This window comes from Pseudomonas fragariae (ex Marin et al. 2024), from assembly GCF_059621105.1.
Window position 1 is genome coordinate 3,914,080 of the sequence record NZ_CM184369.1, and the last position, 21,400, is coordinate 3,935,479.

Below are 21,400 nucleotides of genomic sequence, written 5' to 3' on the forward strand. Positions count from 1 at the left end.
GGAGATTGTCCGGCATGCTGCACGCAGAAACGCAGACAGCGCCGCCGCACACCTTGTGCAGGCGGGTGGCGGATTCTACCGGCTCATGGCTGCTACGGGATATATACCTTTTGTACACAGCAGTGTCGCGCAAGCGCTGGGGCCCTGAAAATAGCGGCCACCCCGGGCACGGCGCAAAGGCTGGACGGGTTCCAGCCTGCGTTGGGTGCATCCTGCGATAGCGGAAACATAGCATTTATATCCACTGTAGAAAAAGCCATCTTTTCCTGCACAGCTAAATGCATCGAACTCTTGCCCGTACCCACCACTCCCATAAGAACTGATGAATACGGGGATACCCCCCGGCGAGGAGATGACATGGAACAGACTACAACTACCATCAAAGACCTGTTCGAACAGTTGGGGCTTGACTCCGATGATGAGAGCATCGAAAAGTTTATCGCCAGCCATCCTCTGCCCGACGACGTCAAACTGATCGACGCAGAGTTCTGGACGCCGCGTCAGTCTGACTTTCTCAAGGAACAGCTGCACGAAGATGCCGAATGGGCGATGGTGGTCGACGAACTCAACGTGCGCCTTCACAAAAAGCCCGAGTGAGCCACTCGGGCGTTGATACCTATTGCGGATAACCGGGCTGGCCGATATTGGGATGCAATATCCGGCCGCCTGGCTGTGGTGCGTGGACGAAAACAGCGTCGCCAAAAGTACCCACTCTGCCGACGACTGCATTCCAGTGCGCAGACTGATGGATGTAGCGCCAGCGCAGTAATGCCTCTTCATGGCTGTCCAGCAGGTAAGACCCGCCTCGCGCATAATCAATCAACCGGGTAGAAATGTTCTCAAGCTCGGGAGGAAGCTGGAATTCAGGTGCTTGTGGCACCGGGTCGAAAGGCACGCCCTCGTCACACGCCAATGTGTGCATGACCAGTAACGATACCCTCGACAGGTGGCCAAACACCTGACGGCTCATGCCCACTGCGGCAACGACCGTACTCATGCCATTCAAACTTTTCCTGCACGGATAACACTTGCTCTCGCATGCCTGAACCCTCAGCCAGGCCTGGCTATCGAGCGGGTCGATCCAGTGATCGCGATTCATTCGGCTTAATTCAGCCTGTGCCTCCTTCCAGCTCGGTGCCGCCTCGTACGGACTGCCACGGCTGACCACACTGCCGCGAGGGCGCGTGAGCAGTACGTTTTCTTCCATCTGTGGAGGATAACCACCACCGATATCGGAATGTGCACCGGGCAGAACAATTTCCCGGGGCCACACGGGCAGGACGCTGTTCAACGCAAAGTTGCGCCGGGATTCATCGCGGGCCACCAGATGCAACACCTGCTGCGCGCACCCCGGAGGCAGGTACAGATTGACCCTCCTGTTGCTCGCATCGCGGGTATTGCCCATATCCTTGAAGCTGCCTATGGCTGCAACGGTGTCGAACAGACCGATAACCTTGAGCCGTACGCTGCCGTTGCTCCAGCTGAAACGGTCGCTCAACCTGACCTTGCGGCTTTCGAGTATCGGCTCGAGCATGCCCGAACGCTGCTTGAGAATTTCATTGACCAGATGCCTGGCCGACGCTGCACCTCGACTGAAGCCGAACACGTCCAGTTCCAGCGCGTCCAGCACACAATCGGGGTTGTCGCGGGGGAACGCCTTCAATACCGACGCCAGCTTTTTGAATGCGTTTTCCACTTTGGAGATCACACCGGTTGCCCCGCGACCGAAACTCTGCCCCGGCCATACCGAATCACGTCCACCGGAAGTAGTGCCGGCCCCGCTTACATAGATCGGGTAATACACCTTCAGGCCGTCACCGTCATTTTCGGCAACAGGTTGCAGGCGGTAGATATCGACCAGTCTGGCTATATTGCTCGGATCATTATTGTAACTACTGCCAGGCTGAACATGACGACCCGCACACGCTTTAATGTGCTGCCCCTCATTGATCTCGATCAATGCCTGGCAGTCGGCCCCGATCTGACTATTGAAGCGATTATTTCCCGTACCGTCGAAGAAAATGCCTACTCGCGCCGTCACGCGCCGCGTGACCACATCTGAAAGGACTGCTGACTGTTGAAAACTCCGTTTATCGCTCATAACTTTTCCGTCCTTAGAGGCAAGCCAAGAAAAGGCCGCACTTAAATCAAAACGTAAATAACGTTGATTTAAACAGCTTGCTTAAAGACAGTGAGCAGTCAAGTCATGTTGCGTCTTTTCAGACAACTCCTACAACATCTGTAGCCATGAATTTATTATTTATGAATAGAAACCTACACACACGCAGCGATAACTTTTTTGATGCGTTCTTGCGTTAAAAAGACCAACTAAAAGGCCAGCTCCCTTGCCGGGCTTACCGACCTGAATGATCGCTTACACATCAGCGGCCTTGCGGCCTGTACCCAAGGCGCAGACCACCCCAGTGTCGCCCGTTGACCATGATCGGCACGGACAGGTCGTGCATCAGTTCGCCGGTGTCTCGCGTGTAGGTTTGCAGCAGGACCGGCTGTTGGTGGCTACCACAGCGAATGCCGGTGCGATCATCGAACTTGCGCTTGCTTCGATTGCGCGCGTTATCCAACGTCGCGTCGCCCGTCAAGGGCTGACTGAAGGCATTGTTGTGCGTCGGCACATAGCCCTGCTGGGTACAGGCGATGGCAAATACCAGACCTTCATGGCGAGACAGTAGCGGTTCCTGCAGTGCTGGCAATACCTGATCGGTGTAACGGTCGAAACGCGTCGTAAACCGAGTGGGCGACGTATTGGCGACGGGTTTGTAGTTACGATCAAACAGGTCATCAAGGCTGACCCGCCCCTGTTCGATATCGGCCTCGAACTTTTCGCTGATCATTCGCGCGCCTTCACGGGCCAGGTCATAAATGCGCTGGTGGTATTCATCCAGACCAACCTGCGCCAGACGCTGGCTGATGGTCTCGGCCTGCCCCTCCATTTGTACTGCGGACCTGGCCAGTTGCCGGGTCTGCTCATCGCTGACGGCAAGATCACTGCGCATATGCTCGACAGCGTCGAACAGGCTCGCCAACTGATCCTGATTACTCCGCGCGCCCTGAGCGATTTCGCCAACCTGGCTTTCCAGCTCGACCGCAAGCCGGGCGATATTGCCCAGGTGCTCGCCGGTCAGCTCGATCTGCTCGACCCCCATATCCAGATCGGACGACAGCTCGCGAATCTGCTCCACGACCTGGGCGGTGCGCTGCTGAATATCCGCGACCATCTGCCCTACCTCGCCTGTGGCGCTGGCAGTGCGGCCAGCGAGACCACGGACTTCGTCGGCAACCACGGCGAAACCGCGTCCGTGCTCGCCAGCCCGCGCCGCTTCGATGGCGGCATTGAGCGCCAGCAGGTTGGTCTGGCTGGCAATCGACTGAATGACCAGCGTCACACGCTGGATCTCTTCGCTGCGCTGGCTCAGCGCCTCGATCAACTCGCGGCTGCCGACGGCACGCTTGCTCAGGCGGTGCATGCGTTCGATGGACTCATTCAGCACGCCGCTGCCCGATTCGCTGCGCTGCCGCGCCTCGCTGGCGGCAACCAACGCCTGTTGACTCAACTGGGCCGTCTGTTGTTCGGTGGCGATCATCTGCTCGGCACTGCTGACGATCTGTTCGGCAGCCCCCAGTTGCGACTGCACCTTGCCAGCCAGGTGCCCGACCGAAAATGCCACCTGGGCCGCGGACAGCGCGTTATGACTGGTAGTGCGCGACAGGTCGCGGGTCAGCAAGGCGATATCGCTGTCAGCCAACGCGCGTTGCGGCAGCGTTGGCCGGCTGCGCAGCAGGCGCGGCAACCAGACCACCAGCAAGGCCAGAGGAACGACAACATACAGCGACAGGCCCGCAACACTCATGGCGCCGAACAGCAGGCACAGGACAACGCTTTGCACCGCCGGCACCCACCACCTGGATGCAGCGTCGGGCGTATCGGCCAGCGGCAATCCGGCTGCCATGGATAGGTTCTCGGCCATGTTGCGTCACCCCGTCTGTCATTGTCGTTATGACGCTATTAAACGCCAGATAACGGCCTTGTGCCATGCGCTGTTGGTCGTAGCGACCGAGCGGTGGCGATCAAAGTGTTTTCGACAAATTCCGGGCACAACAAAACCGGGAGGCAATTGCTTGCCTCCCGGTCTGGTCACTCAGTCGCGGCTGCCTGCGTATCAGGCCTGGCGCTGGTGCTTGTCGATCTGCTCGTGGCGCTCTTGCGCCTCGATGCAATACTTGGTGGTCGGGCTGATCAGCAGGCGCTTGAGGCCGATTGGCTCGCCGCTGTCGTCGCACCAGCCGAAGGTGTCATCGGCAATGCGCGAAAGGGCCATTTCCAACTGTGGCAGCATGCGCTGGTCGCGATCGATCACGTTGACCAGCCAGTGACGCTCTTCTTCGACCGAAGCAGCGTCAGCCGGGTCGGCAGGCGTGTCCAGGCTCTCGATCGCAATGCGGCTCTGCTCGATACGCTCGTGGATCTCGACCTTCATGCCCTGCAACAGCTCGACGAAGAAAGCGTGCTGCTCGGCGTTCATGTAGTCATCGGCCGGCATGGCCAGCAACTTTTCCTTTGTCATTTATTTCTCTATAAAAAAACGTGCATTGAGGAGCGGCCTGACGTTGCCGTACAAACCAATAATCTCCAAGCGCCACCTGGCACTCAATTTACGAGGGGCGGCAGTCTAAGGCCGGCTAGCGGGCTCGGCAACACAATTGAAGGGTTTTTGTACAACAATTGCCGTAAAACCCTTGAAATGCGGGCGAAAGACCTGGCCAGCAGGTTGCTTGATGAGGCTCTGACCCATTGACAACGAATCGGTTCCTGCAACATCCAACGCACAAAAGGGCCTGAAAAGGCCCTCTGATGCAGATGATTGAATCAGCGCTTGGTCTTGCGCTTGTTGCGATATTGATCGATTACCACGGCCACGACAATGATCAGGCCTTTGATAATGTCCTGCACATAAGCGTCCACGCCGACAAAGGTGAAGCCGCTGGCCATCACGCCGAGGATCAGCGCACCGATCACTGTACCGGTGATCCGCCCCACCCCACCGGAAAGGCTGGTGCCACCGATGACCGCAGCGGCGATGGCGTCCAGCTCGTAGGACATGCCCATCCCGGCCTGTCCGGTTGCCGCCCGCGCCGAGGCGACCACCCCCGCCAGCCCGGCCAGCAGCCCGGCGATGCTGTAGACAATCACCAGATGGCGCTTGACGTTGATGCCCGAAGTACGTGCAGCCTGCATGTTACCGCCAATGGCGTAGGTGTACTTGCCGTACTTGGTGTAACGCAGGGCGATGTGAAAAATGACCGCCACCACCAGGAAGATGATCACGGGCATCGCGCCCTGGCCGATGGCCGTGTACGAGTCGGAGAGCATGCTGACCGGCTGGCCTTCGGTATAGAAACGTGCCAGACCGCGCGCAGAGACCATCATGCCCAGCGTGGCAATGAAGGGAGGAATGCCGGTTATGGCAATGATGCTGCCGTTGATGGCACCGGCCAGCAGCCCGACCCCGAGACCGACGACGACCGGAATCCATACCGGCAGGTCGGTCAGCGACGGGAACACCGCCCGGGAGAAGTCGGAAGTTTGTGCCAGGCTCGCGGCAATCATCGCTGAAAGCGCAAGCACCGAGCCGGACGAGAGATCAATGCCGGTGGTGATGATCACCTGAGTCACGCCGATGGCCAGCAAGCCGATGATCGACACCTGCAGGATCATCAGTACCAGACGCTGGGAGTTGAGCAGGAAGCTCTGATCGCGGACGATCCAGCCGAACAGCTCAAAGATCAGGCCGATGCCGATCAGTACCAGAAAGATGCTCAGTTCGGTGGGCAGCCGCCGTTTGCTTCTGGTCGGCGTCATGGCTGGTTTATTTTGCAGAATCGCGTCGCTCATGTTCGTTACCCTCTTGTTCTTCTTCTACCGAGCCCTGTAGTGCGAACTCAATGAACCTTGTGGCCGGAGGCCAGATGCATGACTTTTTCCTGGGTCGCTTCGCCACGATCGAGGATGCCCATCATTTCGCCTTCGTGCATGACCATGACCCGGTCACTCATGCCGAGAACCTCCGGCAGCTCCGAGGAAATCATGATGACCGCCATGCCTTCACTGGCCAGCAGGGAGATCAGGCGGTAGATTTCTACCTTGGCGCCCACGTCGATACCGCGTGTGGGCTCATCCAGAATCAGCACCCTGGGGTTGGTCATCAGCCAGCGCGCCAACAGCGCCTTCTGCTGGTTGCCGCCGGATAATGTGTCGATGCACTGCTCCAGCGACGGCGTCTTGACCCGAAGCTTTTTGCACATGTCTTCGCACAGTGCGCGCAAGGCCTTCTGTTGCACGAAACCGTTGCCGGCATAGTTGGCCAACACGGCCATCTCCATGTTTTCCATCACCGACAGGCATGGAAAAAGGCCGGTCAGTTTGCGGTCCTCCGTGAGCAGCGCAAACCCCAGTTCGATGGCCTGATGTGGATCGCCGATGTGCACCGTCTTGCCATCGAAGCGTACCTCGCCGCTGTCGCTGGGAGTTATGCCGAACAGGGTCTCGGCCACATTGGTGCGCCCGGACCCCATCAGCCCGGCAATGCCAAGCACCTCTCCGGCACGCAGGTCGAAGCTCACATCCTTGAAAATGCCGTTCAGGCTCAGCTGGTTGACGGACAGCAGTACGTCGCCTGCCGGTTTTTCCCGCTCGGGAAACAGCTGGGTCAGTTCACGGCCGACCATCATGGTGATCAGGCTGTCGCCGTCCATGCTTTCAGCGCGCTGCAGACCGATGTAGGCGCCGTCGCGGAACACCGCCACTTCGTCGGCGATTTCGAAGACTTCGTTCATCTTGTGGGTGATGTAAATGATGCCTTTGCCCTGGGCACGCAGGTCGCTGATGATCGAAAACAGGTGAGCGACTTCGGTTTCGGTGATCGCCGAGGTCGGTTCGTCCATGATCAGCACGTCCGAGTTGTATGACACGGCCTTGGCGATCTCCACCATCTGCCGCTCGGCAATGCTCAGCGTGCCGACCAGTTCCTCTGGGTCGAGTTTAATGCGCAGGCGCTCCAGCAGTTCGGCAGTGCAGCGGTGCATCTCGCGGTGGTCGACCATGTGCAGGCCGTTGAGCTGCTCGCGACCGATCCAGATGTTTTCGGCAATACTCATGAACGGCATCAGGTTAAGTTCCTGATGAATCATGGCGATACCTGCCTGCAACGCTGAAAGAGGCGTATCGAAGCGGACCGGCTTGCCACGCAGGCGGATTTCGCCTGCGTCCGGCTGATAGATGCCCGCGATGATTTTCATCAGGGTCGATTTTCCGGCTCCGTTCTCACCCATCAGCGCCAGCACGCTGCCAGGGCGAACGCGCAGTTGCACATCATTGAGCGCAATGACGCCAGGAAAGCCCTTGCTGACATGGCTGATTTCCAGCAGATACGGGGCCTGGTCATCAGGCGCCTCACTACCCCCGTCGCCGGACGGCAGATCGCGTTGCGCGGGTGGATTGGCAGTAGCAGAACCGAACATGATCACAACTCCTCAAGCGGCAGGCTGCGGGAGAGCATTTGCAGGCCCTCCCGCGCCTGGCGATCGTTGTTATTTGAAGGTGGCGACGTTTTCAGGCGTGATCAGGCGATAAGGAATGATGATCGCCTGGGGCTCGACCTTTTCCTTCCTGGCCAGTTTCACTGCGGCATCGATCGCCCCGTCGGCCTGTCCTTTCGCATCCTGATAGACCGATACGGCCAGATCGCCCTTGGTCACGGCGTTGAGCCCGTCCGGCGTACCGTCGACACCAGCGACGAAAACACTGCCTTTGCCGACGCCTGCCTGCTTCAGCGCCATCGCCGCGCCAATGGCCATTTCATCGTTATTGGCCAGCACCGCATTGAATTTTCGCCCTTGAGTGAGCCAGTCGTTGGTCAGGTCCATGCCCTTCTGACGCAGCCAGGTACCAGTCTGCTCCTGGTCTATCTTGATGTCCGGGTACTTGGCCAACACCTCCTTGATGCCCTTGGTGCGGTTTTGCGTGGAGTTGTTGGCCAGATCACCCAGCAGAATCATGACGCTGCCCTTGTGGTCCATCTTGTCAGCGATGTATTGCGCCTGAAGTCGACCGGCCTCCATGTCATCCGACGTCACGGTGGCGACGCCTGCAGGCAGTTTCGGATCGTCCGGGCGGCGATTGACGTAGACCAGCGGGATACCGGCGGCGACCGCTTCCTTGGTGATCCGCGCGGTAGCAGCGGTATCGACCGGATTGACGATCAGCGCGTCGACTTTCTTGTTGATCAGGTCCTTGACCTGATCGAGCTGTTTGTTGACGTCCGCGCGGGCATCGACGAACTGCAGGTCCACTTTCTCGGTCGTGGACATGACTTTGGCCTTGGCATTCATGTCGTCACGCAGGTAGGTCAGCCAGGTGTCATCGAACTGCGACATGGCCACACCGATCTTGATATCGGCCAACGCTGCACCGCTGCCCAGCATCAGCGCCATCGCCAACGAGGTCAAAGCAATCTTGGTCTTCATGAGGATCTGTCTCCAAATTCTTGTTGTTGTGTGGATGCAGCGAATCAGCGTGACAGGCGGATCCCGGTGGCGCCGGGGATGCAGAACAGTTGCGCGTCCTTGTGGCGCACGCACAGGCCCCGGGCGACGACGGTGAGAAATCGCTCCAGGGTCCGGATCCAGAATGACGAGGTGGCAGAACGCTTGGCGGTGACGCCAGAGGTAGGGGTTTTCATCGACAGTACCTATCTTTTGTTTTGTTTTTGTTGGCTTGCTTCTCGTGATCTGAAAAACCTTCAAAACGCGAGTGATTCGATAGTCGGTAACCTGAAAACGACTCTATTGGAAAATATTTTCCAATTCAACTGATTTTAGAATTTTATTCCATTTCATTTTGTTCAGGCGCAGATGCGAAAAAGCCCGACGCACGGCAGGCGTCAGGCTCTCTTCGCTAACGGGGGCTGGGTGCGCAGCAGCGCGTAATGGCTACAGCACCACAACGCGCCCTTCTCTAGCGCTCAGGCGCGCGGCATCCATGACCTGCGCCGCGGCTATCGCATCGTGTGGATTAACCGGATTGCCGCCCTGTTCGTCAACGGCGCTTTGCAACTGGCGGTAGAACTCAAGCCAGCAACCGCGCTCCGACGGCACACGCTCGCGATGTTCGCCCTGCTCGAACCAGCCCCAGCGCCGATGCTCCTCGACGCCCCAGCGCTCGCCCTCGGACCTTGGCGTCAGCCCGGCAAAGGCGGCCTCTTCCTGGCCGTCCAGCCCGTCGACGCTGTAACAGCCCTTCGCTCCACTGACCCTGAAACGCGGCCTTGCACTGTTTTGCAGGCAACCGCCGGACAGGTGTGAAGTCACGCCGCTGGCATGCCTCAGGGAAACGAAGAACGTGTGATCCAGTTCGTCTTGCGGCGCAGCGTATTGCAGCTCGGCATACACCCGTTCGACCGGGCCGAACAGCACCAGCGCCTGATCCACCAGATGACTGCCCAGGTCACGCAGCATGCCACCACCGCTGGCCTTGCCGACAGAACGTGGCGAATAACGCTCGATGCTGGACTCGAACCGGCTGACCGCGCCCAGCGCCTCACTGTCCAGCAACTTGCGCACGGTGAGGAAGTCCGAATCCCAGCGGCGGTTCTGATAAACGCTAAGCAATACGCCACGTCGCTCGGCCGCGTCCACCAGCTCGCGCGCCTGCGCTGCATCACTGGCGAAAGGCTTGTCGCTGACCACCCCGACACCCAGTTCTATCGCTTCGAGGATCAACGCTCGCCGCGAGGCCAGCGGTGTGGAAATCACCACCACATCAACCCCGGCCGCAACCAGCTCGGCCAGTGTGTCGAAGGTCGCCACGCCGGGATGGTCTGTGGCCACTTCCTGCTTGCGCTCGGGTGAACGGGTCACCACCCCCACAAACGTAGCGCCCGGCAAACTTGAAATCAGCGTCGCATGAAAGTAACGCCCGCCTTTGCCATAGCCCACCAGCCCTGCACGCATGGATATCTCCTGTAGTCCATGAACCTCATGGCCGCAGCCATCGGTCGTGTATTTGATGCCGCCGTATCAACGAAGCAGCTCGCTTTTGACCCGCTCCAGCATGAATCGGCTCGATTCATCTGCGCGCTCCTCCCAGGCAAAGACAGCCACTGTGGCAATACCGTCGAAATTGATATCCCGCAACGTTGAGAAAAATGCTTCCCAGTTCACCTCGCCCTGGCCGATGTCCAGGTGCTGATGCACCGTCGCCGTCACGCCGGGCGGGTTGACGATGTAGCGCAGGTTGGAAGAAGCCCGATGATTATAGGTGTCGGCAATGATCAGATGCGTGAGTTTTTCGCCAGCGTAGCGGAGCATCGAGGCAACATCGCCAACGCCATCATCGTAGAAAAAAGTGTGCGGCGCGGCGTACAGGTAGTTGATCCAGTCGCGATCGAGCCCGCGAATGATATCCACCGACTCATTGTTGCGCTCGCAGAAATCATAGGGATGCGCCTGAATATCGAGCTTTATACCTTCGCGCTCGAAATGCGGCATCAATTCATCCATGGATTTCATGAACTGGTTTTCACAGACCAGCGCATGGTCGGATTGCCCGCTGAACTCGGTATTCATCAGGTCGCAGTCCATTTCAACGGCGACCTGAATGGCGCGTTTCCAGTTGCGAACCGCTGCAATACGCAGGTCTTCATCCGGCGCAGCCCAGTGGTACAGCGGCAGCAGCGAGGAGAGTTTCACCCCGGCATCGCTCAAGGCCTTGCGAAACTCCCTGATCCGCGCCCGATCCACCCGTGGGTATTTGTAAAACGGCATGAAATCTTCACGCGGCGACAACTCGATGTAGTCGTAACCCAGCTCCGCGGTTTTATCGACCATCGCCCCCAGTGACAGATGGCGATACATGTAAGGGTCCAGTGCAATACGCATGATGCCTCCCTTTTGTTCCGTTCAAGAGATGTCCTGGTTAACCGCAAGATGCTCAGCTATAGAACACCGGACGCATGGCGAGGGTGATCGGCACGACTGCTCCCGTGTTCTGCGCCAGCACACAGGCATCGGCGGCCACGGCAGCGGCATAGCCGTCCCAGGCCGAAGGGCCGTAGAGGGTCCCCGCTTTGACGCCGTCGATGAAGTCCTGCAACTCGACGTCGTAGGCAGCAATGAAGCGGTCCTTCCAGTCCATCAGAATCGCGTTGGACAACTTCGCTTCGCTGCGCAACTGGACCTGAGAGGGCTCCGGCAGTTTGGCAATACCGCTCTCGCCGACCACTTCACACTGGATGTCGTAGCCATACTGGCAGTTGACGAATACTTCGACGTCGATGCGTGTGCCTCTGGCCGTTTCCAGCATCACGATCTGCGGGTCCTTCATGTGCGCCAGGGCCTTGCTGGTCTTGCGCGGGAATACCACTTGCACCGACACATAGTCATCGTTGAGCAGCCAGCGCAGCACGTTGAGTTCGTGAATGAGCGTATCGGTGATGGCCATGTCGGTCTTGTAATTCTCGCCAACACGCGGGTTGCGGTGCGCGCAGTGGAGCATCAGCGGCTCGCCGATCTGGCCACTGTCGATCACTGCCTTGAGCGCGCGATAGCCCTGATCATAAGGGCGCATGAACCCCACCTGAACCAGACGCCTGCCACTGGCGATCTCGGCTTCGACAATGTGCCGGCAGCCTTCGGCAGTGACTGCCAGCGGCTTTTCGCAGAACACCGGCTTACCTGCGGCAATTGCCGCCAGCACGAACGCTTCATGACTGGGGCCCCAGGAACAGACCAGTACCGCCTCGACGTCCGGCGCGGCGATCAATGCGTGCCCGTCGGCATACACTTCGGCGCTCAGGTCCAGATCGCGCACCACCTTCGCTGCTTGTTCGAGATTGATGTCGGTGACGGCCACCACCTGACTGCCGACCAGCGTCTTGCTGCAGCGCCGGATATGATCCTGACCAATTGCGCCTGTACCGATCACGCCGAGTTTCAATGCCATTTTCATGTTCCTTTTTTGTTATTGGATATACCCGTGAACGGTTCACGAGCGCTGAACGATAAAAGTGATCAGTACTGGCGAGCCTTGGCCAGCTCGCGGTTGAGCTTCTCGTACACCTGAGCGGTGGTGCCGGTGGTCGACACTTCGGCAACCCCTACACGCCACCACGACAGGTATTTGTGGATCATGGTCTTGGGCAGGACCTTGATGTCGATCAGCGTCGACACCGTCTGACGTTGCGCATCGGCCAGTGCGTTGCGCAGTTGGTCGGCCGTACTCACCTTGTAGGTCTTGCAGCCATAGGCAGCAGCACTCATGGCGAAATCCACCGGCACGAAGTCACCGTCGAGCCTGCCGGTTTCCGGATTGCGGAAACGGAACTCAGTGCCGAAGCTGTTCATGCCGTGCTCCATCTGCAGGTTGTTGATGCAGCCGAAGGTCATATTGTCCAGCAACACAACGTTGATCTTGCGCCGCTCCTGGATGGAGGTCGCCAGCTCGGAATGAAGCATCATGTAAGAGCCGTCACCCACCAGTGCAAACACTTCCCGATGCGGCGCCGCAAGCTTCACGCCCAGTGCGGCGTTGACCTCATAACCCATGCACGAATAACCGTATTCGACGTGATAGGTATCTACTCCGGTACTGCGCCAGGCGCGCTGCAGATCACCCGGCAAGCTGCCCGCTGCTGCAACGATCACCGCATCGGCAGGCAGGCTCTGGTTGAGGATGCCCAACACACCACTCTGAGTCAGGCACGAATCGGTCAGCTCGATAAACTCGCGCAGCACCGCAGGGTCCAGGTGATCGTTGATTTCCGGGACAAAATCCTCGTTCTGGTACTCGACCGCGTACAGGCGATCCACCTCGGCATGCAGCTCGGCACGTGCCGATTGCGGTGCATCGCCCCAGGCCGCACGATAACCGCAGGCCTGGAGGCTTTCGGTCAGCGCCTGCAATGCCGTCTGCGCATCAGCCAGCACCTGCACACCGTCCAGTTTCTGCACATCGAAGGCACCGACATTGAGGTTGAGAAACTGCACATCCGGGTTCTGGAACAGCCATTTCGACGCGGTGGTGAAATCGCTGTAACGGGTGCCGACGCCGATGATCAGGTCAGCCTCTTTGGCCAGCCGATTGGCTGCCAGCGTGCCGGTTTCGCCGATGCCGCCCATGTTCAACGGGTGCGCCGAAACGATGGCACTCTTGCCGGCCTGGGTTTCGGCGAACGGGATATCGAAGCGCTCGGCAAAGGCTTGCAAGGCATCGGCTGCACCTGAGTAACGCACCCCGCCGCCACAGATCAGCAGCGGCTTGCGCTTGCCCGTCAGCAGCTGCAACGCGTCTTCGAGCATGGCCTGGCTCGGCGGGCGACGGTCGATACGGTGCACGCGTTTTTGCAGAAAGCTGTCCGGGTAGTCGTAGGCTTCAGCCTGCACATCCTGAGGCAGCGCCAGGGTAACGGCGCCCGTATCGGCCGGATCGGTCAGTACGCGCATGGCATTGAGCGCAGCGCTCATCAACTGCTCGGGACGGTTGATACGGTCCCAGTATTTGCTCACCGCCTTGAACGCATCGTTGGTGCTGATGCTCAGGTCGTGAAACTGCTCGATCTGCTGCAACACCGGATCGGGCTGGCGACTGGCATAGACATCACCCGGCAACAGCAGCAGCGGAATGCGGTTGGCCGAGGCCGTTGCAGCGGCGGTGATCATGTTCGCCGCGCCTGGACCGACCGACGAGCTGCACGCGTAGATTTTGCGACGCAGGTGCTGTTTGGCAAAACCGACAGCGGCATGGCACATGCCCTGCTCGTTACGTCCTTGATGGACCACCAGGTCGCCGCAGTCCTGCTCCAGCGCCTGCCCAATCCCAAGCACGTTGCCATGCCCGAAAATGGTGAAGATGCCAGCGACGAATTTGCTCTGTACGCCATCGACTTCGACGTACTGGTTATCGAGAAACTTCACCAGGGCCTGGGCCATGGTCAGTCGGGTTGTACTCATGTTCGCACCTTGTTCTTGTTTGAAGTGGCCAGGGTTTGAGGTGGACTGAAGGCTGAAGTCAGTGGCGCTGCGAAACGGCTCGTGACAAATGCGTCATGCTTGCCGCTATTGCCTGAGGGATATCGTCCAGCGCATGAACGCTTTCGGCAAACGGCTCGAACGACAGATGCCCCTGATAGCCACTGTCCAGCAAGCGCTCGATCTGCGACGCATTGCCCAGAATGTCGCCTTCGCCGACCAGCACGCGATGACCATCACGAATGCTGTTCAGCGGCGCCTGTGCATCCTCGACGCCGGAGATATGCACCAGCCCGGTCAGCTCCGGGAACAGCTCGACCTCGCCGGCCAGATGGTGATGAAAGGTGTCGTGAACCAGCCGGTAGACATCCAGCCCGCCCACAGCTTTGATCGCATCCACCGCTTGACGCTTGAGTCTCAGCGAGCACTCCTCAAAGCCGAGGGGTTCGACCAAGCCGAGAATTCCGTGCTCGCGAAGGATGGGGGCCAATGCGGTCAATGCGGTACGCAGCCCCGAGGCGCGCTGCGCGCCGTTGCGCGGGTCGGCGCGGTCATTGAGCGGGCACAGCACCAGACCGCGCGCACCACAATCGCGGGCGTACTGCGCCAGCTTCGTCGCCTGGGCAGCGCGCTCTTCATTCCAGACATCGAACGGGTACAGCGCGTTGATGGACAGCACCTGTACCCCCCTGGCAGCACAAAGATCACGAACGACCCCGGGGGCAGTGCCGTTTTCGATCTCGACGCCCTTGAGGTCGTTACGAATCTCGATGGCATCGGCCCCCAGCTTCACCGCCAGGTCGACGAAACTTTCCAGAGACAGGCGCGGCGCAACCATTCGATTAAGGGCAAAACGCAGAGGTTGGTTCATTGTTTTTGTTCTCCGCAACATTCCATTGATGAAGACTATTTGGCGGTCGGCATACTGAACTCGGGCCCTTTGGCGATGCTGTCCGGCCAGCGCTGCATGACGCTTTTGTAGCGGCTGTAAAAACGCAGGCCTTCTTCGCCGTAGGCGTGATGATCACCGAACAGCGAACGCTTCCAGCCACCAAACGAATGCCAGGCCATGGGCACCGGGATCGGCACGTTGATGCCGACCATGCCGACCTTGATGCTGCGAGCGAATGCACGCGCCACGCCGCCATCGCTGGTGAAGCACGACACGCCATTGCCGAACTCGTGGGCATTGATCAGCGCCACGGCACTGGCAAAATCCGCAACGTGCACAATGCCCAGCACCGGGCCGAAGATTTCCTCCTTGTAGATCTGCATCTGCGGCGTGACGTGGTCGAACAGCGTCGCGCCAACGAAAAAGCCCTGCTCGGCACCCGGCACCTTGAAGTTGCGACCATCAACGAGCAGCCTGGCGCCCTCTTTGACGCCCTGATCGATGAAACCCTCGACCTTGGCCTTGTGCACGGCGGTGACCAGCGGTCCCATGTCCGAATCGGCCTGCATGCCGTTGCCGACCTTGAGCTGGTCGATGCGCGGTAGCAGCTTGTCGACGAGGCGCTGGCCGACATCGCCGACCACCACGGCAATCGAAATCGCCATGCAGCGCTCCCCTGCCGAGCCATAGGCCGCCCCGATCAAGGCGTCGGCGGCCTGATCCAGATCAGCGTCGGGCATCACGATCATATGGTTCTTGGCCCCACCCAGCGCCTGCACGCGCTTGCCGTGGGCCGTGCCTTGCTGATGGATGTATTCAGCGATCGGGGTCGAGCCGACGAAGGAAATGGCCTCGATGTCAGGGTGCTGCAGCAACGCATCGACCGCCACCTTGTCGCCCTGCACCACATTGAAGACGCCATCGGGCAGGCCGGCTTCCTTGAGCAGGCGCGCCATCAGCAGGCTGGCCGACGGATCGCGTTCCGAGGGTTTGAGGATGAAGCAGTTGCCGGTCACCAGCGCCATGGGAATCATCCACAAGGGCACCATGACCGGAAAGTTGAACGGCGTGACCCCGGCGCAGACGCCCAGTGGCTGACGCAGGTTCCAGTTATCGATACCGCCGCCGATGTTGTCGCTGAAATCGCTCTTCAACAGGCTGGGCGCACCGCAGGCAAATTCGACGATCTCGATACCGCGCACCACCTCGCCGCGTGCGTCGGACAACACCTTGCCGTGCTCGCGGCAAATGATCTGCGCCAGTTCATCGTGGTGCTGGTCCAGCAGCTCCTTGAACTTGAACATCACCCGCGCCCGGCGCAACGAGGACTGCTCGGCCCAGGCCGGAAACGCAGCTTTGGCCGCCGCAACCGCTTCATCCACGGTCTTCACGCTGGCCAGCGCAACGCGCGCCTGGACCGTGCCGATCGCCGGGTTGAAGACCTCGCTGTAACGCTCACCCTCGCCATTGTTCAGGTGTCCGTTGATGTAGTGGCCGATCACCGGTGACTCGTTCATCTCATGCCTCCAGAACAAAAATGGGAAATCAGAGATCCAGCAGCCAACTGTGCTGCGGATCGTTGTGGAACTGCCAGGCGCGCGTCGGGCCGGCCATTACATTCAGGTACCAGGATTCATAGCCATAGGGGACGGAGACCGGGTGGTAGCCCTTGGGCACGGTCACCAGGTCATTGTTTTCCACGGCCATGGCCTGATCGATGCTGCGGTCGTCGGTGTAGACCCGCTGAAAAACGAAGCCCTGCGGCGGGTTGACCTGGTGGTAGTAGGTTTCTTCGAGGAAGCTCTCGTGCGGCAGGTTGTCCCGGTCATGCTTGTGCGGCGGGTAACTGGAGGAATGCCCGGAAGGTGTACGCACCTCGACCACCAGCAGCGAATGCGCCGCTTCGCTGTCCGGCAATATGTCGCACACATAACGGGTATTGGCGCCCTTGCCGCGTACGCTGCGCTTCATGCTGCCCGGCATGATCAAGCGTGCCGGAAAATGTTTGCCGGCATCGCCCGGCGCCGTGCATACGGCAAGCTGCACCGCGCCCCGCGCGACAAACTGCGCCTGGCTATGCGGCGGCAGGTAGACCGCGAATGGCGATTTTTCTTCAAACACCGATTGCCGGTCGCCGATGTTTTCCCAGTTGAAAGCGCCCTGCCCCGGCGCTTCACCACTGACGCTGGCGTGCCCGGTCAGCAGGACCACACACAGCTCGTTTTCTTCTGCGCTCAGCGGCAGGCTTTCTCCGGACTCCAGGCGGTAGGCGGCGAAGTTCACGTATTCCAGCGAACCGGGGGCCAGCGCTACGACGTCGCGGCCAGTGGATTTGCTCTTGGTCAGCAGATTCATGTTTCAGTCCTCCTTATCGTGCATCGGCCAGCAGTTGGCGCAACGTGTCATAGCCCTTTTTGGCGTACACATAGCTCGGCGCTACCGCTGGGTCCTGTTCGGCCTCGACCACCAGCCAGCCGCGGTAATCGGCCTGCAGCAACACCTTGAGCAGCGCCGAGAAGTCGATGTCGCCATCGCCCGGCACCGTGAAGGTGCCGTTGATGATGCAGTCGGGAAAGCTCCACAGATTGTTGCGCGCCAGTTGCACCACCGGCTTGCGCACGTCCTTGAAATGCACATGACAGATACGCTGGATGTGCTTGCTCAACACCTGAAGAGGTTCGCCACCGCCCATGTAGCAATGCCCGGAATCGAACAGCAGGCCGACTTCCTCACCGGTCAGCGCCATCAGCCGGTCGATATCCTGCGGCGACTCGACATAAGCGCCCATGTGATGGTGATACGCCAGGCGCACGCCTCGAGACAGGGTAAAACGCGCCAGCTCGGTCAGTTTTTCGGCGTATTCATGCCAGGCGGCATCGGTGTGAAAACGCGGTCGTTCGACCAGCGGAATACGCTGCCCCTGAATCGAGTCGGCCACTTCGCCATACACCAGCACCGAAGCGCCATTTTCGGCGAGCAGTTGCACATGCGCAGTGATGGCTTCGATCTCCTCGGCCACCGAACGCCGCGCCAGGCGGCTGGAGTACCAGCCGGACACCAGCGCCAGATCATGGGGCCGCAACACATCGCCGACGCCCTTGGCATCTTTCGGAAACTTGCCGTTGAGCTCGAAGCCTTCATAGCCAATGGCTTTGCCTTCGCTCAGCGCCGTGCTCAGCGGGGTTTCTCCGCCAAGGGCCGGCAAATCATCGTTGCTCCAGGAGATCGGATTGATGCCGATGCGGATCCTGGGTGTGGAAGTCGAAACGGGCATGGCTGCACCTTTTTTGTTGTTATCGCGACGTTGTTGTCGTGACGTCGAAACCCGGAACCGATCAGGCGCGGCTTTCACGCCAGGACTCGATCAACCAGTTGAAGGTGCTCTGCACCCGACTGATCAGTGTCGCATCGTCTATTTCGCCGGCCATCCAGGCCCGGCTTGGCTCACGGAATATTGTCCGGCCGACGGCAAAGCCCTGGCAGACGCGGCTGTGGCGTGCTTCGGCAAAGCCGGCGCCGAGCTCTTCGACAGGCGCATTGAGCCCGAGCAGCACCACGCCGCGGCAATACGGATCGCGTTGCTGGATCAGTTCGTCCAGTTGCTGCCAGACCTGCGCGCTCTGCGCCTCGATCTTCCACCACGCCGGGTAGATGCCCAGGTTGTACAAGCGCTTCAGCGAGCGAAGCATCACGTCCGGGTGAGGCGACGGGTGATCCTTGGGCGGGATGATTTCCAGCAGCAACTCATGGCCGCTGACTTTCGAAGCGTCGTAGAGCGCCTTGATCTGCGCTTCCTGCTCCAGGCGCAACATCGGCTCGTCATCGGGGTGATATTGCACCAGGCACTTGATGATCTGCTCTTGCGGCCAGGCGAGCAGATTGCTGCCGATGGAGCGACCGTGCTCGAAGGCCAGCGGCCTTGAACCCTGCACTTCCACCGGACGCGCTACCCACCAGCCGCGACCGGTCGCCGCGTTGAGTGAATCCTGACCGAAGCGCTGGTCGGCAAGCAGACCGACATCGGCTTCGATGCCGCGCTTGCGCAGGTCGGCTTCGACCCGCTCGACCGCCTGCACGAACAGCTGCTTGAGCTGGCTGATGCTGCGAAGATCACGCCCGGCCTGTTGCGCCAGTTCGACCAACTGGCCGCGATGATCGAAGGCGAAGATGAACAACTGTCGCCACTGCTTGCGCGGCACGCTGACCTGATGCAGCCGTTGCAGGGCGACATCCTGATCAGGGCGAGTAATGGGTTCAGGGCTGTTGAACAGGTAATCGAGTTCGGCCGGGGTCGGCATGGCGGGCGCACAGGCGTGCCGCGACACCACCAGCCCGCCACAGGCATTGGCCAGCTGGCAGCAGCGTTCGTCGCTGGCCTCCTTGAGCCAGCCGCTGAGAAAACCGGACATGAACGCATCGCCCGCACCGAGCACGTTGAGCACTTCGACCTGCACGCCGGGGTAGATGGCGCCCTCTTCCAGCCGCGCAGGAATGGCCCCGTGAATCACCGTGCAGCCTTGCGGGCCGAGCTTGACCACCAGCGTTGCGGCCGTCAGTTCACGCACCTTGCGCAGGGCAGCGAGCAAATCGGTCGAACCGCCGGCAATCTGAAATTCCTCTTCAGTGCCGACGATCAGGTCGAAACGCGGCAGGATGCGCTGCACATGCTGGCTGACCTTCTGATCGGCAACGAACCGGGTCTCGCCGTCGGCCTTGCCTGCCAGCCCCCAGAGCACCGGGCGGTAGTCGATATCCAGCACGCGTTTGACGTCATGCTTCTCGGCATAGTCGAGCGCCTGGCTGCTGGCCTTGAACACCTGATCAGTGGAGAAATGCGTGCCGGTGATCAACAGCGCCTTGCTGGATGCAATCTGCTGTTCGTCGATATCCTCGGCGCGCAGGGCCATGTCAGCGCAGTTTTCACGGTAGAACACCAAGGGGAAGGTTTCACGATCCTTCAGCCCCAGCAGCACCATCGCCGTCAGGCGCTCGGGGTCGCGCTTGATCGCACTGACATCACAGCCTTCGCGGGCCAGGGATTCGACCAGAAAGCGGCCCATATGATCATCGCCGACCCTGCTCAGCATGGCCGACCTGAGCCCGAGCCTGGCGGTGCCGAAGGCGATATTGGCCGACGAGCCGCCCAGGTACTTGGCGAAACTGGAAACGTCTTCCAGCCGCGCGCCCACTTGTTGTGCATAAAGGTCGACGCCCAGGCGTCCGAGGCAAATCAGATCCAACTGACGCCCAGTGGCAAAGCGTGTCTGGCCCATGGTGGCTCCTGTTATTTTTATCAGCCTGCAGCGCCTGCATCATGTGTACACGCTGCTTTGTGAATGCAGCGTAAAACGTAAGCGCGCATCAATCAATATTTTTTCTATAATTATTTTTATTGGAATATTTTTTCCATACCGCCACTCAAGTGCTGGCACGCTGCACAGGCGGGTAGGATATAGTCGTCGCTCCTGCCCCAAGGCAGCCTCCACCGTCAGACCCACAACGGTCGTGCTGTGCACGAAGTTGCCCTGAAAAAGAACAAGCAGATAGGATGTGAATATGACCAGCACCGATCAGCCCACTTTGCCCGGGACGAGCGTCGACATGCCGCCGAACAGTGCCGAAGGCTTGTTGCGACTGATCACTGATGAATACGAGGGACTGCCACGTCAGCTCAAGCGGATCGCCAGCTATATGAGCCAGCAGAGCGACCGGATCATGGTTGACCGGATCAGCGACATCGCCCGCGAGTGCGAAGTCCACCCTTCGGCCATCGTGCGATTTTCCCAGCGCTTCGGCTTCAGCGGTTTCAGCGAGATGCAGGCGTTATTTCGCGAGGCTTATACGCACAAGACCACGCCGGTGCAGAACTACCAGCAGCGTATCCGCAGCCTGATCGCCAACAAGTCACAGAAAGCCAACGCAGGCGATCTGGCACGCGAATGCGTCAGCGCCACCCTCTCTGGCCTGGAACGCCTGAGTGTCGAACTGGATGACGATGAATTCGAAAAAGCCGTGGACCTGGTGGTCAACGCCGACAACATCTATGTGGTGGGCGTGCGCCGCTCGTTCGCGGTGGCTGATTATCTGGTCTACAACCTGCAACACACCAACAAGCGCATTCACCTGATCTCTGGCCTGGGTGGCAGCTATCGCGAGCAAATGCGCAGTGTGCGCGCCAATGACCTGGTGATTGCCATCAGCTTCACGCCCTATGGCAAGGAGACCCAGCACTGCCTGCGCATTGCCCAGCATCATCAGGCCAAGACGCTGATCATCACCGACAGCAACCTGTCGCCGCTGGCCAAGCGCGCCAACTCGGTGTTGCTGGTCAACGAGGGCAGCTCGTTCGCCTTCCGCTCGCTGAGCGCCACGCTATGCCTGTGCCAGGCACTGTTCATCGCCGTGGCCTATCGCCTGGAACTCAAGGTCGACGAAATACACGAGCAGGTCGGCTTTGATGATTGAGGG

The 21,400-nt window shown here is 59.7% G+C and carries 18 protein-coding genes; 2 read left to right on the forward strand and 16 right to left on the reverse strand.

Annotated elements, in window-relative coordinates; translation table 11 throughout:
* Positions 1-357: 357 nt before the first annotated feature.
* On the forward strand, positions 358-597 hold the full coding sequence (locus tag AC54XV_RS16755) for a DUF2789 domain-containing protein (protein ID WP_003397146.1): 240 nt from the start codon (positions 358-360) through the stop codon (positions 595-597).
* Between the two features lie 19 nt (positions 598-616).
* On the opposite strand, the gene AC54XV_RS16760 is transcribed toward AC54XV_RS16755, so the two are convergent.
* The 16 genes from AC54XV_RS16760 to AC54XV_RS16835 all read right to left on the reverse strand — a co-directional run bounded on the left by AC54XV_RS16760 (position 617) and on the right by AC54XV_RS16835 (position 20,205).
* The gene (locus tag AC54XV_RS16760) at positions 617-2,101 is read right to left on the reverse strand and encodes a phospholipase effector Tle1 domain-containing protein (RefSeq protein ID WP_024638398.1); all 1,485 of its coding nucleotides are present in this window, start codon (positions 2,099-2,101) and stop codon (positions 617-619) included.
* Between the two features lie 280 nt (positions 2,102-2,381).
* Positions 2,382-3,986, reverse strand: a complete 1,605-nt coding sequence (locus AC54XV_RS16765) for a methyl-accepting chemotaxis protein (protein ID WP_058398479.1) — start codon at positions 3,984-3,986, stop codon at positions 2,382-2,384.
* A gap of 192 nt (positions 3,987-4,178) precedes the next feature.
* Positions 4,179-4,583: a TraR/DksA family transcriptional regulator gene (locus tag AC54XV_RS16770; RefSeq protein WP_002554078.1), complete on the reverse strand. Its 405-nt coding sequence runs from the start codon at positions 4,581-4,583 to the stop codon at positions 4,179-4,181.
* 302 nt (positions 4,584-4,885) lie between these two features.
* Positions 4,886-5,911, reverse strand: coding sequence for an ABC transporter permease (locus AC54XV_RS16775; protein WP_003370536.1), 1,026 nt, complete (start codon positions 5,909-5,911; stop codon positions 4,886-4,888).
* Positions 5,912-5,958: 47 nt separating this feature from the next.
* Positions 5,959-7,536 carry a sugar ABC transporter ATP-binding protein gene (locus AC54XV_RS16780; RefSeq protein WP_024638396.1) on the reverse strand — a complete coding sequence of 526 codons (1,578 nt, stop codon included), beginning with the start codon at positions 7,534-7,536 and terminating at the stop codon, positions 5,959-5,961.
* 69 nt (positions 7,537-7,605) lie between these two features.
* Positions 7,606-8,541, reverse strand: coding sequence for a sugar ABC transporter substrate-binding protein (locus AC54XV_RS16785; protein ID WP_004417204.1), 936 nt, complete (start codon positions 8,539-8,541; stop codon positions 7,606-7,608).
* Between the two features lie 44 nt (positions 8,542-8,585).
* A complete protein-coding gene (locus AC54XV_RS16790; RefSeq protein ID WP_003403653.1) occupies positions 8,586-8,756 on the reverse strand; it encodes a hypothetical protein in 171 nt (56 codons plus the stop codon).
* Positions 8,757-9,006: 250 nt separating this feature from the next.
* Positions 9,007-10,026 carry a Gfo/Idh/MocA family protein gene (locus AC54XV_RS16795; protein WP_024641778.1) on the reverse strand — a complete coding sequence of 340 codons (1,020 nt, stop codon included), beginning with the start codon at positions 10,024-10,026 and terminating at the stop codon, positions 9,007-9,009.
* Positions 10,027-10,092: 66 nt separating this feature from the next.
* Entirely contained in the window at positions 10,093-10,953 is an 861-nt protein-coding gene (locus AC54XV_RS16800; RefSeq protein WP_024641779.1) for a sugar phosphate isomerase/epimerase family protein, read from the reverse strand.
* 52 nt (positions 10,954-11,005) lie between these two features.
* The gene (gene iolG / locus AC54XV_RS16805) at positions 11,006-12,016 is read right to left on the reverse strand and encodes a bifunctional inositol 2-dehydrogenase/D-chiro-inositol 1-dehydrogenase (RefSeq protein ID WP_024650943.1); all 1,011 of its coding nucleotides are present in this window, start codon (positions 12,014-12,016) and stop codon (positions 11,006-11,008) included.
* 68 nt (positions 12,017-12,084) lie between these two features.
* Positions 12,085-14,022, reverse strand: coding sequence for a 3D-(3,5/4)-trihydroxycyclohexane-1,2-dione acylhydrolase (decyclizing) (gene iolD, locus AC54XV_RS16810; protein ID WP_024641781.1), 1,938 nt, complete (start codon positions 14,020-14,022; stop codon positions 12,085-12,087).
* A 58-nt stretch (positions 14,023-14,080) separates the two neighbouring features.
* Positions 14,081-14,911, reverse strand: coding sequence for a TIM barrel protein (locus AC54XV_RS16815; RefSeq protein ID WP_024641782.1), 831 nt, complete (start codon positions 14,909-14,911; stop codon positions 14,081-14,083).
* Positions 14,912-14,946: 35 nt separating this feature from the next.
* Positions 14,947-16,449 carry a CoA-acylating methylmalonate-semialdehyde dehydrogenase gene (locus AC54XV_RS16820; protein ID WP_024650940.1) on the reverse strand — a complete coding sequence of 501 codons (1,503 nt, stop codon included), beginning with the start codon at positions 16,447-16,449 and terminating at the stop codon, positions 14,947-14,949.
* Between the two features lie 28 nt (positions 16,450-16,477).
* Entirely contained in the window at positions 16,478-17,287 is an 810-nt protein-coding gene (gene iolB / locus AC54XV_RS16825) for a 5-deoxy-glucuronate isomerase (RefSeq protein WP_060400925.1), read from the reverse strand.
* Between the two features lie 13 nt (positions 17,288-17,300).
* Positions 17,301-18,206, reverse strand: coding sequence for a myo-inosose-2 dehydratase (gene iolE / locus AC54XV_RS16830; RefSeq protein ID WP_496717102.1), 906 nt, complete (start codon positions 18,204-18,206; stop codon positions 17,301-17,303).
* 61 nt (positions 18,207-18,267) lie between these two features.
* Positions 18,268-20,205 (reverse strand): bifunctional 5-dehydro-2-deoxygluconokinase/5-dehydro-2-deoxyphosphogluconate aldolase, encoded by a 1,938-nt coding sequence (locus AC54XV_RS16835; protein WP_496717103.1) that lies wholly within the window; start codon positions 20,203-20,205, stop codon positions 18,268-18,270.
* 283 nt (positions 20,206-20,488) lie between these two features.
* Between AC54XV_RS16835 and AC54XV_RS16840 the strand changes: the two genes are divergently transcribed.
* Entirely contained in the window at positions 20,489-21,397 is a 909-nt protein-coding gene (locus tag AC54XV_RS16840) for a MurR/RpiR family transcriptional regulator (RefSeq protein ID WP_003391642.1), read from the forward strand.
* Positions 21,398-21,400: the final 3 nt, after the last annotated feature.